Raw genomic sequence first — 14,683 nt, 5'->3', positions numbered from 1 at the left:
CCGGCCTGCGGCATCGTCGGATAGAAGCTATAGCCATTTCGGCACCTCGACGCGCGCATAGCTGCGCAGCTTGTCGATCAGGGCGCTCGCATCCGTGTCGACAGAGATCGATTGCCTGTGTGCGGCCGGCAGGAACTTCGTCTCGACCATATGGTCGATGAAGCCGAGGAAGGCGTCGAAGAAACCGGCGGAGTTCTGGAGACCCACGGGTTTGTCGATCTCCGAGAGCTGGTTCATGGTCCAGACCTCCATCAGTTCCTCGATCGTGCCGATGCCGCCCGGCAGCGCGATGAAGGCATCGGAAAGCGCGACCATGCGTTCCTTGCGGCTGCGCAGCGTTTCGACGATTTCATGCCTGGTCAGGCCGGCATGCGATTGGCCGCGCTGATGCAGGCTTTGCGTAATCACGCCGTGGACGCTGCCGCCGGCCGCAAGGGCGGCGTCGGCGACGACGCCCATCAGGCCCTTGACCGTTCCGCCATAGACGATGGTTATCCCCGCCTCCCCTAGCGCCCGGCCGAGGGCTCGGGCCCCGTCGGCAAAGGCCTCCGAAGCGCCGATATTGGAGCCGCAGAACACGGCGACGGACTTGATTGAACGTATCGTCATCTGAACCTTCTATATTCGCATCCATCTATCCGATTCCAAGCTGGAGATGAGCGCGGGGCGAAGAGAAATGCTCCTCCAGCGCCCGATGTGTGCCGATCCTGGTTTCCGCTGTGGCATCGGGGCCGGCGCCTGTCCCCTGCACGGAGAAGAAGGTCAGGTCGTGCAGCCCGATCGTGGCGAGGATGGCTTTCAGATAAGGCGTCAGGAAATCCGGCTGGCGGGCGCGCTCCCCGGAAAACCGCCCGCCCGAGGAGATGGCGATGAAGACGGGGCGGTCGCGTAGCGTGCCTACTTTTCCGGCCGCGCCGACCGTGAAGGTCCGCCGCGCCCGCACGACATGATCGATCCAGGCCTTCAGCGCCGAGGGTACGGTCAGATTGTGCATCGGCGTTCCGATGACGACGAAGTCCGCAGCCTCCAGCTCGCGGACCAGTTCCTCGGACTGGGCCATCGAGCCCTCACGGGAGACGTCCGCCGCAGAAGCCTGGGAGATCGCATAGGCCGCATCGACATGGGCGATCGTGCCATTGCCAATCACCCTCTCTACGACGATCGCCCCCGGCTCCCTCTGCAGGAGAAAGCCGATAATCGCTTGGGAGAGCCTGTAGCTCTCGGCCGCCTGCCCGCGCGGGCTGCAGCTCACATGCAGGATTGTCTTCATTGACCCACTCCGAGGTTCTGTCCAAATCCCTTCGCCGCTTTGAAAGAGCGGGATCCCGATTTGAAGCGTGGAAGTGGCAATGGTTCTACGAATCTTATGGACCATTCCCAAGGTCCATGAAGGAAGTTTACAACTGGGCCATGATTGTCCCGGCCGAACCGTCATGCCATCATCATCTGCCCATCCATATGAAAGGTTGACGAGCCATGACCGGCGCCAGACCCGGCAATATCCCGCCGCTCGATCCCGCCGCGGCCACGCCGTTTTACCGGCAGATCTACGATCGCTTCCGTGGCGCCATCGCCAGCGGTCTGTTGAAGCCCGGCGATCGGATACCTTCGGCGCGGGCACTGACCAAGGAATTGGGCCTCGCCCGGGGCACCATCGAGGCCGCCTATTCCCTGCTCGCCGCCGAGGGTTATATCCAGGCCCGCGGCCAGGCCGGCACCATCGTCGCGCCGGATCTCAAACCGCAAATGCCGGCTCCAAGCCCGATCCCGCCGGCCGATAGCGGCATCGCGCCGACGAGTTTTCGTCCCGACTCGATCATGCCCTTCCAGATGGGCCTGCCCGCACTCGATGCCTTTCCCCGCAAGATCTGGGCGCGGCTCGGCGCGCGCTGCGCGCGCGCCATGCAGCCATCAGACATGGTTCACCCGCCGTCTCCGGCCTGCCGGCGCTGCGTGCTGAGATCGCCGCCTATCTGCAGGTCTCGCGCGGCATCAGTTGTTCGCCGTCTCAGGTGTTCGTCACCTCAGGTTATCGCCATACCATCGCGCTGATCGGGCATTCCTTGCTGAAGCCGGGCGATCGCGTCTGGCTTGAAAACCCGGGATATCCGCCGACGCGGGAGCTGTTCCGGCATATGCAGATCGCGAGCGTTCCCGTGGCGGTCGATCGCGATGGTTTGGTCGTCTCCGACGGTATCAGGCTGGCGCCCCGCGCACGCGCGGCGGTGGTGACACCCGCGCATCAGAGCCCGCTTTGCGTGTCGCTCTCCCTGCCCCGACGTCAGGCGCTGCTCGACTGGGCTGCCGGCAACGACGCTTGGATCATCGAGGACGATTACGACGGCGAATATCGCTATGTCAGCCGTCCCCTTCCGGCCTTGAAGAGCCTCGATCGCGATGGACGGGTGCTCTATGCCGGTACCTTCAGCAAGGTGCTGTTTCCGAGCCTCCGGCTTGCCTATCTCGTCGTGCCGGAAGCTGAGGTGGCGCGGTTCGAGGAGATGACCGAGGCGCTGGCCGCCGGCAGTCCTGAGCTGACGCAGGCAATCGTCACCGCCTTCATCACGGAGGGTCATTTCGCCAGGCACATCCAACGTATGCGCAGGCTCTATGCCGAGCGCCGCGAGATGACGGCAGCAGGCCTGGAAAGCGTGCTCGCCGGCCATATGCAGATCGATTCCCAGCCCGGCGGCATGCACCTGATCCTGCGGCTGTTAGGCCGGCAGTCGGACCGGGAGTTCGTGGCACGCATGCGCAAGGAAGGCCTCTATGCGGAGGCACTGACTGACTGGATGATCGAGGGTGACGCCGCCCCGGCCCTGCTTCTCAACTTCACCAATATCGACTCTCAGCGCACAGCCGAAACGCTCGCAAGGCGGATGTCGAAACTGCTTTGAGCGATATCATGGCCTAATCCAGAATGCCATTCATGGACCTTCTGATATAGGCCAAGATGCACGACGATGAAGTCCTTCAATCAGAAAGGAACAATCGTCATGAGCAAACGCATCGACTACGCAAAGGCTTCTCCCGAGGGATACCGGGCTTTTGGCGGCGTCTACGTCGCCATCCAGAAAAGCGTCCTGCCGAAGGAGCTGGTCGATCTCGTCTATCTCAGGGTGTCTGAGATCAACGGCTGCGCCTTCTGCATCGACATGCACTCCCGCGATCTGCTGAAATCAGGCCTGACGGTGGAGAAGCTGGTATTGGTCGCGGTCTGGCGCGATGCCGGCAACCTGTTCAGCCCCCGCGAACGCGCAGCCCTTGCCTGGGCGGAAACGGTCACGCGCGTCGCCGAAACCGGTATTCCCGATGCCGATTACGCCGCTGCTGCTGCCGAATTCGACGACAAGGAACTTGCCGATCTCACCTATGCGATCGGCCTGATGAACGCCTTCAACCGCTTCGGCATCGCCTTCCGCTCGACGCCGGCGGCCGTCGCCAAGGCTTGAAGCAGGTCCGCTGCGGGCGCTTACGAATACGGGCGCCCGCTCCCTAAGAATAAAGCTCGCCCGGCCGCAAGGCCCGGCCCATCAAGGGATTCACACCTATGGCTTGGGCGCTCCTCAGCATCGCCGGCATTCTCGAAATCGGCTTCGCCTTCTTCATGAAATCATCCATGGGCTTTACCCGGTTAATCCCCGCTTTGCTGACCGTTGCCACTGGCCTGTCGAGCGTCTTCCTTCTGTCGATTTCGTTGCGCACCCTGCCTGTCGGCACCGGCTACGCAGTCTGGACCGGCATCGGCGCGGCCGGCACCGCGATCCTCGGAATGGCCGTGCTGGGCGACTCCGTCGCGCCGATGCGGCTCTTCTGCATCGCTCTCATCCTGGCCGGCGTGATCGGCCTTAGGCTGGTCTCGGGCAGCTGATCCGAGCGCCGGCTCGAGTCTGAGCAGCGGTCAATGTTGGCGTTCGCCATGAACCCCGACCAAACGATGAGGCTGAAGCCGACGACAAACACCAGCCCCGCCGCAATTCCAATCACCTTGACAATCCGTCGCACCCCTCCCGACACTTTCGCTCCACGCTTCCGCCGTCCCGGCCCCGCCAGGCGCCGGTAGCGGCCTTTGCCTCGTCCTTGCGGCTTGCCGCGACGGCGATTGCCTGGCTCATTGCCTTTATTGGGGGTACTCCATCTATTGGATACCTCCTTAAATTTATCGCCCAAATTCGTGAGGGTAGTTTCAACGATGAAGACCGCGATCATATTCGACTGTGAATTTCTTTGCCTGGAAGGCTCGCAACGCAGATTTTGGTGCGCGGCCCACGATCCCGATCCTGTCATTGCGCAGATCGGAGCCGTCAAGCTTGGCCTGGAAGGCGAGTTTCAGATCCTCGATACCTACAAGTCCTATGTTCGGCCCATCGATCGCTTCGGCGAGAGGTATCCGCTCGATCCTTATTTCACCAATCTGACCGGCATCACCGAGGAGGATATCGACGCTCATGGCGTGGCGTTGGAGGATGCCCTTTCCGGCGTCGACAGCTTCTCGGGCGGCGCCCGGTTTTGGTCCTGGGGCAAGGACGAGCTGAACATGTTGGCCATCAGCTGCTATGTCGCCGGCATTCAGCCTTCCATCCCGGCCCGCCGCTTCGACAACGCCGTCAAGCTGCTCGTCGCTGCGGGGATGCCGATCGAGGATTTGGCAAAGACACCCAGCAACAAACTGGCCGACTACTACGGCGTCGACCATCCTCCATTGCAGGCGCATGATGGGCTCGATGACGCTCTGTCGATATCATACACGCTGCAGCATCTGATGAAGATCGGGAAATTGCAGCCCGAGGTTTTCGACCGAACCTGAGGACAGAGAAGCGTCACGATCCTCCCCTACCGCGCAAACCTGCGGGCGCCGGCGACGCAGAGGATGACAGCGACCGTGACGGCGAGCATGGCCCAGGTCACGGGCTCGTGCAGCAGGGTGGCAGCAAGCGCCAGGCCGAAGAACGGCTGGAGCAGCTGCAGTTGGCCGACGGCGGCGATGCCGCCCTGCGACAGGCCGCGATACCAGAAGATGAAGCCGATCAGCATGGAAAACAGTGAGACATAGGCAAGACCGAGCAGCGCCGGCGTTTCGATGCCGGTGAAGGTTACCGGCCGATGGAAAAGCGCGACTGCGACCGTCAGTGGCAGCGACAACACGAGCGCCCAGGAAATCACCTGCCATCCGCCGAGCGTGCGTGAAAGCCTGCCGCCTTCGGCATAGCCGAGGCCGCAAACGACGACTGCCGCCAGCATCAGGAGATCGCCGACCGGCGAGGCCGTCAGCCCTTGCATCAATGCGAACCCCGCCACCAGCGCGCTGCCGAGAACGGAAAAGAGCCAGAATGCCGGCTTCGGCCGTTCTCCGCCACGGACCACGCCGAAGATTGCCGTTGCGAGCGGCAGCAGGCCGATGAAGACGATCGAATGGGCTGACGTGACATGCTGCAGCGCCAGCGCCGTTAGCAGCGGGAAGCCGACAACGACGCCCAGCGCCACGACGGCCAGGGAGAGAATATCACCTCGGCTCGGCCGCTTCTCTCTGAAAGCAATCAGCAGGCCGAGGGCGAGAAAGCCGGCGATCGCCGCGCGCGCCACGGTGAGGAAGACGGGATCGAACTGCATCACCGCCACGCGGGTGGCCGGCAGCGATCCGCTGAAGATCACCACCCCGATAAAACCATTGATCCATCCCGATGCCATGCGGTCCATGATGCGCTGCACTCCTTCATTCTGCCCCTTATCGGCCAATACGGATGGTTCTGACAGTCACAGTCTGATACAATTTCGCGAAACTGTAATGATGCAGGAAACAATACAGATGAACGAGGGACGCACGCGCGTGGAGATGGTCGCCGCGACGATAAGGCAGCGTATCGCCGGGCGCAGCCTGACGCCGGGCGCAAAGCTACCATCTGTGCGGGGGCTGGCCGCGACGTTGAAGCTCTCGACTTCGACCGTTGTCGACGCCTATGAGCGGTTGGCCGCGGAAGGCGCGATCCTGGCAAGACCAGGCTCGGGATTCTACGTCGCCAACCAGGCAGCGCCCTTTGCGCTTGCCGAGGCTGGGCCGAAGCTCGACCGCGCGGTCGATCCGTTCTGGATATCGCGGCAATCGCTGGAGGCCGGCGCAGCCGACCTGAAGCCCGGCTGCGGCTGGCTGCCGCCCTCCTGGTTGCCAGGAGACGGTATGCGCCGCGGGCTCAGAACACTTGCCCGCGCTGACGGGCCGGCGCTCGCCGATTACGGCTCGCCGCTCGGCTTGCCGCAACTGCGCCAGCTGATTTCCCGCCGCATGGGTGAACGCGGGATCGAAGCGTCCCCGGATCAAATCATGCTGGCCGATTCTGGCACGCAGGCCATCGATCTGCTCTGCCGTTTCCTGCTGGAACCCGGCGACACGGTGCTGGTCGACGATCCTTGCTATTTCAATTTCCATGCGCTGCTACGCGCCCATCGGGCAAAGATCGTCAGCGTGCCCTACACCGCGTCCGGTCCCGATATCGAACTGTTTGCGCAAGTCGTCGCCGATGAGCGTCCGCGGCTCTACATCACCAACTCCGCCATCCACAATCCGACCGGCGCAACACTGTCTCCCGTTACGGCTCACCGGGTTCTAAAACTCGCCGACCAGTTCGACCTGACCATCATCGAGGACGATATCTTCGCCGACTTCGAGCACACGCCGGCGCCCCGCCTTGCGGCTTTCGACGGGCTCGAGCGGGTCATTCACATCGGCAGCTTCTCGAAAACCCTGTCTGCCTCGGCCCGCTGCGGTTTCGTCGTGGCGAAACCGGAATGGATCGACGGCCTGACAGACCTCAAGATCGCCACCTCCTTCGGCGGCGGCCGGCTGACGGCGGAACTGGTGTTGAACGTCTTGAGCGACGGCAGCTATCGCAAACACATGGAAACGCTGAGACACCGGCTCTCCCGGGCGATGAGCGAGGTCTCGGCCAGACTGAAGAATCTCGGCATAACGCCCTGGCTGGAGCCTCAGGCTGGAATGTTCCTCTGGTGCCGGCTGCCTGATGGCATCGATGCAGCTGATGTGGCGCGGGCCGCACTCGAAAAGAGGATCGTTCTGGCTCCCGGAAACGCATTCAGCCTGTCGCAATCGGCAACGAATTTCATGCGCTTCAACGTGTCTCAGACGCTCGATCCGTGCGTATTCGCGGTGCTGGGCGACATCTTGGCTAGAAGAGGATGATGGAAGGTGGGCGGTAGCGGGTCGAGCGCGCTCTTCTTGCTGCGTCCGACCCCTCTTTTGAGGGCGCATCCACCAACGCTGACTGGTTAGGGGCGGCATTCACCAACGACCCTCATCCTGAGGCGCGTAGCCCACGGGGCGAAGCCTCGAAGGACACGCCGCAGCGCTGCTCCTTGCACCCATCTGACGTTTGCGCACCCGCCTCGCCCTTCGAGGCCCCTGCGGGGCATCTCAGGATGAGGCTTCTTGGGTCCCGCCAGCAACCATCAGAACGACCGGTGAACCGCCTTGTCGTTGGCAAGGCGCGTCACGCAGCCTTCGAGCTTGGCGAGCAGCAGATCGAAGTCGAGCGGCTTCGTCAGATAGTCCGCCGCTCCGCCGCGCAGGCCGGCTAGCGTGTTTTCCCGGTCGGTCAGTGCCGTCAGCAGGATGAAGGGAATATTGGAGAGCTCCGGGTGGTTGATCTGAATTTCTGCCAGAAGCTGGTGCCCGTCCATGACCGGCATCGAAATGTCGCTGATGACGATATCGGGCCATTTCGACAGGATCATTTCCAGTCCCTCGGCGCCGTTCGAGGCCTCGAGTGTCTTGTAGCCGGCTTCGCTCAATTCTTCGACGAGGAGGTTCCGGATCTCGACTTCGTCTTCTACGCACAGGACTGTAACCATGAGCTCTTCCTTAAGCTGCGACGTGTTGATCCGACAATAGAAATTCTATTGGCAGAAGCAGGGTGAATGTTGTGCCTTTGCCGAGCTCGCTCGTCACTTCGACGGTGCCGCCATGCAGTTCGACGACCTGCTTGACGACGTTGAGGCCGATGCCGGTTCCGGCAATACCCGTCGCGCTGCGGGCGCGATAATAGGGCTGGAACAGCTTCGGCAGATCCTCCGCATCCATGCCGATGCCGCTGTCGGAGATGGCGATCTCCACCGTCTTCTCGTCGGCCCGGGCGCGAACATGAATGTCGGGCGCGTTGGGCGAATATTTGACGGCGTTCGAAATCAGATTGGTGAAGACCTGTTCCATCGCACTGCGGTCGAACGTCAATACATCCGGTATGGGCTCAAGATCGAGATGGAACACATGCGTGCGGCTGAGATGGCGCTGCCTGTCGCAGCAGGTGACGAGCAGGGCTTTCAGATCGCCTTGGCTGCGCTTCAGTGTGATCTGTCCGGTTTCGAGCCGGCCGCTGGCGAGGATGCTCTCCATCAGGTCGACCATGCGCACGACAGCGCTTCGGATCACGCCGGCTTTTTCGTGAACGTAATCGCCGCTGACGTTGGTCGTCGAGCGGCAGAGCCGCTGGGCAGCGGCGTCGATGATGGCGAGCGGCGTGCGAAACTCGTGCGAAGCCATGGCGACGAACTGGCGCTGGAGCGCATTCACCTGGCGTTCGTGCACCAGCAGGCGGTCCAGTTCCTCTCTCTGCCTTTCGATCTCGGCCGTTCGATCGGCCACCATCTCTTCCAGATGGTTGCGGTGATGGGTGAGCTGCGCCTGGCTGTCCAGCAGGGTCAGCGAGGTCCGATGCAGACCTCGTCCGAGCCAGGACACGACAGCGATCAGCAGCGCCAGGCAGCCGAGCCCCGCCGGCGCGATCTGCCGAAGCAGCATGAATCCGGGCAGGATAGGCGGCCACACGAAATAGCCGATCGTGCCGCCGTCATGGGACGATACAGGCACTTGCGCCCGCTCGTCCTCACCTTTCGAAGGCGCGAAATGCAAGCCTTCGAGCAGCGCATGATGCGCGATACTTTCAGCGGCCTTTCCATCGATGAACTTGACCGAGATGGCGATGAATTCCTGGCCCGCCTCGATCTGCATCCGGGCCGAGCTCGGCAGAATGGGACGCGCGCTTGCTATCGCCGGTCTGTTGCCGATCATGATCGTCCGAACCGCGGCCAGTTGTCCGAGCGCTTCGGCGCCGGGTTTTGCAGCCGGCTCGACGAGAACGGCGCGCATCTCACCGGCGAGAGCGGTCACTTCTCGGCCGTCGTCGTCACCGAGCCGCGGCGGCATGGCATCCGCGCCGTCGCGGAACGCAAACATCAGGCGATTGGTATCGTCGAAGATATAGGTCCTGTCGTGCCCGAAATACCGGCTCGTCCATTGGCCGACATTGTCGAGCAGCCATTCATGGTTCCGCTGCTTGGCATAAAGGAAGGCATCGTCCCATTTGGTGACGCTTTCCTGCTCCCGGGGAAGTGCCACGATCTGTTCTTCCAGTCCTTGGCGGACGAAGTCAGCCTGCCGGCGCAGGGAGAGATCATCGACCTTCACCGCGGCGAGCCACGCAAATCCGCACAGCAATGCGGCCGCCGCGCAGGTGAGCGTCACCAAGACGAATGTAATGTGGGATGTGAGCCCGACCTTCAATACCTGCAACCCTTTGATGGCGCCCGCTGCCGAGAAATTGACACGCAAAGGTTGACGGACCGTGAATTATGCGCTCCCGTGCAGGTCTCCATAGGCATTCCGCAATCGTTGAAGGAGAAGCACATGGATGCAGCATCGTCGGATACATCAGGCATCAGGATCGAGCCGATCGCTGCCGCCCATATCGACAGCTTTCATCATGCGCTCGACGTGGTCGCGCGGGAGAAACAATACCTGTCCATGCTGGAAGCAACTCCCCTGCCGCAGACGCGCGAGTTCGTGATGGGCATGATTGCAAAAGGCAATCCGCAATTCGTTGCCACCGCTCAAGACCAGGTGGTCGGCTGGTGCGACATCAGCCGGCATTTTTTCCCGTCGCACGCCCATCGCGGAAACCTCGGAATGGGTATCCTTCCCGCCTATCGTGGCAAGGGTCTCGGACGAAGGCTCATCGAGACGACCTTGAGAGCCGCCCAGAAAAGTGGTTTTGCCCGGATTGAACTGATGTTTAAGAAGACAACACCCGTGCAATCGCTCTCTACGAAAAGATGGGATTTGCACGCGAAGGCATCGTCCGGCGTGCGGCACGCATAGACGGTCGGTTCATCAATGCGATCAGCATGGCGCTTCTGTTCGACGAGCGCGGCGCGGCTGATATCGCCGAGAATTCTTGAACGAGTCCGGCTGACTCCTCTCTCGACGATCCTCTTTTCGACCGGGAGTTGGAACAAATGCTCCGTCACGCGATTAGTTCGATGCGAATGCGCCGCCATGCATCGGGCTCAGCGAGGAGGCAGCCATGCACATCACCCGCCGGCAATTTGCAGCGCTTGCAGCCGTAGTTTTCCTGCCGGGGATGCCACTCGCAGCAGACGAGGAAAACGCTCTCTTCTGGCGCGCCAAATCCGCCGCGAATGACCATGTGCTTTTCGGCTACGTGCGCATCCGCGCCGACAGTTTTCCTGACATCGTGGCCGAGGGAAAACGCCTGGTCGATCAATCAAAGACGGTGCTGATCGACGTCAATCCCAGCCTCACCCTGTCGACCACCAAGTTCAGGAACAGTGATATCAAGTCCGTCTTTACAGGTTTGACGCCATCCGATCAGGATGAGTTCAAGACCACTTTCTCGACATCCCCGGCAAAGGGAGCGATCGAAAAGCTTTCCGGTTTCGAGGCGATCGGCGAAGGACAGCATGCCTTCGGCCCCGACGCGCCGAGCATCGGCCTGGCGCTTGCGAAATACGGCGTATCCATCGGGCGCGATGTGAAGACGCTTGCCGCCGACCGGGAAATGCAGGCCATGCAGAAGCCATTGACGCTCGAACGGTCAATTCCGTCGGCCCCGCCTCGATCGCCTACCTTCTCGAGTTGCGCCGCCGGATCGGACCGATCGGCGCCCATTTCGACGAGCTCTACAAGGCTGATCGAGCGGATCGCGAACTTGTCGGCAGGCACGAACGCTTTCATCATCCTGCCGATCGGCCTTTTGAACGGTCCCCACAGCATTGTCGGCGACCTCCGCTCTCGCGGCGCCGAAGTGGGGGCAATCGGGTGAACCGGGTTTTGAGCAATTCCAGGTATCGCGACATAATTATGCGGGATTCTTTCGCCGGGCCACGCACCTATCGGGCGAAAGCCTCGAACGGATTGTCGTGGGTCAGGCGCACCAGTGTGCCGTCGTCTATGCCCCGCCGTTTCAGCTCTGGCAGCAAGACCGTGGAAAGATGCGTATACGGTTTGGGCGTCCCGCCCATCGGCAGCGCCGGATCGAACCAGCCGCGGTCATGGCTCAACAACAGGCGATCACCGCAGCCCGCCTCCAGCGCCTTGGTCACCAGCTCCGCCACCTCGTTGTCCCCGGCCCGGCCGACATGATCATACTCGATCCAGGCGCCTCGCTCGGCGACGGCGACATTATAGGCGAAGTCCTTTTCCTCCTGCGTATGGATCGAGATAAACCTGTCGGCCCTGTAGCCCTCCGCCTCGATGACATCGAGCTGGTCCATCACGACCCGTCCCCTGATCGTATGGCTGCCGATGACGGCGTCGGTCTGCGCCGCCGCGCGCGCGGCTGCCCGCAGGATTTTCGTCTCGAGCGCCGTCATCCCGTCATCGCCGGCGCTGAGCTTGATCCAGCCTGCCTGGAACCCGGTCTCGTCGATCTGCTCGGTCAGCTCCCGGAGCATCCATGCCTCCAGCTCCTTCTCGGAAGCATGGCGGACCCATTCGGGAATCCAGGGCTCACGGTAATTGCCGGTGGGCACGACGATCGGAAAATCCGTCGCAAGTGACACCGCAAGATCGATATCTGCACGGCGTCCGACGCCGCCTGTCGAGCATTCGACCAATGCCGTCACCCCGAGCTTCTTGATCCGCTCGATCTCGGGGGCCATCAGCCGAACGACGTCGTCGGTCACTGCTTCGGCATAACCGGGCTGGTCCGGCGTCCTGAGGTCGACGAAGACGTGCTCGTGCGGGAGGATCATCCCAAGTTCGGATTTGCTCTTAGGCCCGAGCGTCGTGCGCAGTTGTTTCAAAGTCTCTCCCCCACAGTCGCACCGGCTTTGCGTGCAGCCCTCGACCGACACCGAAGCGTCGACACTGCCGCGAAAGTAGATCGTTACGTGATGAAATCAATTGCTCGCTCGATGGAAATTCTGACAACCTGACCCTTGATGTCGACTTCCGACCTGGCGCCCTCCGGCAGCCATCCCGCTACCACTTCACGCTGAACCCGACCTTGGCGCCGAAGGCGTTGCTGTCGCCGAAGTCCTTGAGGCTGGTTCGGGCGAAGGCCTCGCCGTAGGCCGCGTATCGGTCGTCCGCCCAGTTGAGCGAGCCGCCCATGCCAAGGCCGGCCCAGAGCGCCTGGTTCTCACTGATAAGCTTGGTCCCCGAGACATCGACATCCGAGCCGTCGAGGAAGTCGTAGTAGAGATTGGCGATGCCGTAGAGCTTCGAGCGACTGATCTTTCCGGAGGCATCCTTCCAGTCGCTGTCATAATCGGCTGAGATGCCGAGACGGCCGGTCAGGCTGTCGCCATCGTCGAGCGAGGCAGCGGTGCCATAGGCATCGGTGAAGTCATCGAAACGCACGGAGGAATAGGCAAACTGCGCCTGCGGCGTCAGCGACCATCGGTTCGTCAGCGCGATCTTCTGGCCGGCTTCGACGCTGAGCCCATAGCCGAAGCCGTTGTTGTCGTCGGTAAGCGTGGTGTGAAGCGTCGAGGATTTGAGATCGCTGCTGTACCAGGTCACGCCAGCCTGCGTATCGATGTAGAAGCCGCTGTTGCCGTACCAGGTCAAGGTGCCGTCGAAGCCGTAGCCTGTGGTGTCGATGTCGCCCGTGCCGAAGCGCGAAGAGATGTCTGCCGAGGCCGTATCCACGTGAAAGCTGAGCCCGCCGATCAGCACGCCCGCCCCGCTTCCGCGCAACATTCCGTCGACGCCCGCCTGCAGCGTCCAGCTGTCGACGTCATATTCGGTGCCCGTCGTCGAGGTTTCCGGCTCGAAATGCGAATGCGTCCCGTCGATGCGGGTCCAGATCGCCTTGCCCTGATCGTTGACCTCATCGTTCCCGGCGTCGGCAGCGGATTGACCATCGTCCACCTCGCGCCCGCCGGTGCGCTGGCGCAGCGTCCCGAACTCGTTGAGGCTCTGCAGCACGCCGGCATAGGCCTCGTAGAGCGGCACGGCAGGCGCATATAATAGCCCGGTCGCGGTGCCGGCAGGATCGAGAACGGCTGAGCGCAAATACCAGTCGCCATCGGCAGGCGTGCTGAGACCCCCTTGGTAAAGTCGATAGGCATAAGCCCCGCCGACCACGGCCTGGTCGCCTTCGAACACATAGTCGCCGAGCAGCGAGAAGGTGCCGGCCGACGTACCGGCGACATCGACGATTTTGATGCCTTCGACGGTTTGCGCGCCACCGCCTCCGAGGTTGATCACCTTGACATCGGTGGTGCCTGATGTGTTGCCGGTGACGACGAGGCGGTCGGTCGCGGATGTATCCTCGCCGAGCACGCTCTCGATCTCCAGAGTGCCGCCGCTGCCGATATAGTTGCCCGAGATCGTCAGCGTTCCGATAGAATTGCCCGGCGCCACCACGCCGGCATTGGTCACATCGCCGAAGATCGTGCCGGTGCCGCCGAGAATACCAGCCCCCAATGTCGTGACCGGGCTGGTGATCGAGCCATTGACGGCGAGCCGGCCGCCGCTCACCGTCGTGGCGCCAGTATAGGTGTTGACGCCCGAAAGCGTCTGTCTGCCGCTGGCGACCGTCAGCCCGCCCGTGCCGGCGATGACACCCGCGAACGTGTCGTTGGCATTGGCGATCGTCAGGGTTTGCGCGCCGAGCTGCACGAGGCCGCTGCCGGCCAGGCTCTGGATGGTCGGGGCCGCTGCCCCCGAAACGTCAAGAGCGCCATCCGCGACAACCCGGCTGGAATTGGCGATGGCGCCGGCGCCGGAAAGGGCGAGGCTGCTGCCGAAGTCGATCTGCGTCTCGCCGCTATAGATGCTGTTCGCCAGTAGGCTGAAGACACCGCCACCGGTGACGGTCAGGCCGCCCACGCCGGTGAAGCCGGACGCCGCGTCGGTGCCTACGGTGAAGCCGTTGGTATCGAGTGTCAGCCCGCCGGCGTGTAGATTGAGCTCGCTGCCGGAAAATCCGTTGATGAAGGTCGCGTTAGCGGCGGTAGCGCGCAGAATACCATTGTCGAAATTGGCCTGGCTTGCGCCGGCGCCGCCCCGCAAGGTTTGAGCCTGCAGCGTGCCGCCGCCAGTGATGTTGAGCGTGCCGGAAGATGTGCCCAAGCTACCTAGGGTCGTGGTTCCCGCGTCGACTTGTCCGCCGTTCTGAATGTTGAGCGTGCCAGCGCCTTGAAAGCCGAGTACAAGAGGTCCGAGCGCGTTCCAATGCGATCCCGGTCCTGTCACCGTGACGATGCCGGTGCCTCCAGCCGCAATTCCCAGCCGCGCCTGGCCCGTGCTTGTCAGGGTGCTACCATTCTGGATCGTTAGAACCCCAGGCACTGCACCACCTTGGCCCACGCCTGTGATCCCCACCGAGACGCTCACCGGCCCGTTGACGCCGAGGACGGTCGGCCT

General features: G+C 62.4%; 14 protein-coding genes and 1 pseudogene. 8 read left to right on the top strand and 7 right to left on the bottom strand.

Going from position 1 to position 14,683, the window contains the following annotated elements; all coding sequences use genetic code 11:
* Nucleotides 1-27: 27 nt before the first annotated feature.
* Together FFM53_RS22380 and FFM53_RS22375 are read right to left on the bottom strand one after the other, a co-directional pair.
* On the bottom strand, nucleotides 28-609 hold the full coding sequence (locus tag FFM53_RS22380; protein WP_138334851.1) for an LOG family protein: 582 nt from the start codon (nucleotides 607-609) through the stop codon (nucleotides 28-30).
* Nucleotides 610-634: 25 nt separating this feature from the next.
* Complete coding sequence (locus tag FFM53_RS22375; RefSeq protein WP_138387277.1) at nucleotides 635-1,270, bottom strand: FMN-dependent NADH-azoreductase; 636 nt, start codon at nucleotides 1,268-1,270, stop codon at nucleotides 635-637.
* 206 nt (nucleotides 1,271-1,476) lie between these two features.
* On the opposite strand from FFM53_RS22375, the gene FFM53_RS36455 reads away from it, so the two are divergent.
* The 5 genes from FFM53_RS36455 to FFM53_RS22355 all read left to right on the top strand — a co-directional run bounded on the left by FFM53_RS36455 (nucleotide 1,477) and on the right by FFM53_RS22355 (nucleotide 4,807).
* On the top strand, nucleotides 1,477-2,052 hold the full coding sequence (locus tag FFM53_RS36455; protein WP_246413038.1) for a GntR family transcriptional regulator: 576 nt from the start codon (nucleotides 1,477-1,479) through the stop codon (nucleotides 2,050-2,052).
* Nucleotides 1,941-2,897 (top strand): aminotransferase-like domain-containing protein, encoded by a 957-nt coding sequence (locus FFM53_RS22370; RefSeq protein ID WP_343075047.1) that lies wholly within the window; start codon nucleotides 1,941-1,943, stop codon nucleotides 2,895-2,897. The genes FFM53_RS36455 and FFM53_RS22370 overlap by 112 nt, the downstream gene beginning before the upstream one ends.
* Before the next feature lie 99 nt (nucleotides 2,898-2,996).
* Entirely contained in the window at nucleotides 2,997-3,452 is a 456-nt protein-coding gene (locus FFM53_RS22365) for a carboxymuconolactone decarboxylase family protein (RefSeq protein ID WP_138334854.1), read from the top strand.
* A 98-nt stretch (nucleotides 3,453-3,550) separates the two neighbouring features.
* Entirely contained in the window at nucleotides 3,551-3,871 is a 321-nt protein-coding gene (locus tag FFM53_RS22360) for a DMT family transporter (RefSeq protein WP_138387275.1), read from the top strand.
* Between the two features lie 321 nt (nucleotides 3,872-4,192).
* Nucleotides 4,193-4,807: a 3'-5' exonuclease gene (locus FFM53_RS22355; protein ID WP_138387274.1), complete on the top strand. Its 615-nt coding sequence runs from the start codon at nucleotides 4,193-4,195 to the stop codon at nucleotides 4,805-4,807.
* A 26-nt stretch (nucleotides 4,808-4,833) separates the two neighbouring features.
* On the opposite strand, the gene FFM53_RS22350 is transcribed toward FFM53_RS22355, so the two are convergent.
* Nucleotides 4,834-5,697 (bottom strand): DMT family transporter, encoded by an 864-nt coding sequence (locus tag FFM53_RS22350; protein WP_138387273.1) that lies wholly within the window; start codon nucleotides 5,695-5,697, stop codon nucleotides 4,834-4,836.
* 88 nt (nucleotides 5,698-5,785) lie between these two features.
* Between FFM53_RS22350 and FFM53_RS22345 the strand changes: the two genes are divergently transcribed.
* Entirely contained in the window at nucleotides 5,786-7,195 is a 1,410-nt protein-coding gene (locus tag FFM53_RS22345) for an aminotransferase-like domain-containing protein (RefSeq protein WP_138387272.1), read from the top strand.
* 266 nt (nucleotides 7,196-7,461) lie between these two features.
* On the opposite strand, the gene FFM53_RS22340 is transcribed toward FFM53_RS22345, so the two are convergent.
* Together FFM53_RS22340 and FFM53_RS22335 are read right to left on the bottom strand one after the other, a co-directional pair.
* Nucleotides 7,462-7,863 (bottom strand): response regulator, encoded by a 402-nt coding sequence (locus FFM53_RS22340; RefSeq protein ID WP_138330662.1) that lies wholly within the window; start codon nucleotides 7,861-7,863, stop codon nucleotides 7,462-7,464.
* 10 nt (nucleotides 7,864-7,873) lie between these two features.
* Nucleotides 7,874-9,619, bottom strand: coding sequence for a sensor histidine kinase (locus FFM53_RS22335; RefSeq protein ID WP_138387270.1), 1,746 nt, complete (start codon nucleotides 9,617-9,619; stop codon nucleotides 7,874-7,876).
* A 75-nt stretch (nucleotides 9,620-9,694) separates the two neighbouring features.
* On the opposite strand from FFM53_RS22335, the pseudogene FFM53_RS22330 reads away from it, so the two are divergent.
* Nucleotides 9,695-10,245 (top strand): annotated as a pseudogene (locus FFM53_RS22330) (GNAT family N-acetyltransferase).
* Nucleotides 10,246-10,370: 125 nt separating this feature from the next.
* Complete coding sequence (locus FFM53_RS22325; protein WP_246413037.1) at nucleotides 10,371-11,129, top strand: hypothetical protein; 759 nt, start codon at nucleotides 10,371-10,373, stop codon at nucleotides 11,127-11,129.
* A 67-nt stretch (nucleotides 11,130-11,196) separates the two neighbouring features.
* Here the strand turns inward: FFM53_RS22325 and FFM53_RS22320 are convergent, their stop codons facing one another.
* Entirely contained in the window at nucleotides 11,197-12,111 is a 915-nt protein-coding gene (locus FFM53_RS22320; RefSeq protein ID WP_138387269.1) for a phosphotriesterase family protein, read from the bottom strand.
* 178 nt (nucleotides 12,112-12,289) lie between these two features.
* Nucleotides 12,290-14,608 carry an autotransporter family protein gene (locus FFM53_RS22315; RefSeq protein ID WP_246413035.1) on the bottom strand — a complete coding sequence of 773 codons (2,319 nt, stop codon included), beginning with the start codon at nucleotides 14,606-14,608 and terminating at the stop codon, nucleotides 12,290-12,292.
* Nucleotides 14,609-14,683 lie beyond the last annotated feature (75 nt).

This window comes from Rhizobium indicum (assembly GCF_005862305.2).
Classification (GTDB): Bacteria; Pseudomonadota; Alphaproteobacteria; order Rhizobiales; family Rhizobiaceae; genus Rhizobium; species Rhizobium indicum.
Note: the sequence above shows the minus strand (reverse complement) of the source record. Positions and strands in the feature narration are given on the sequence as shown.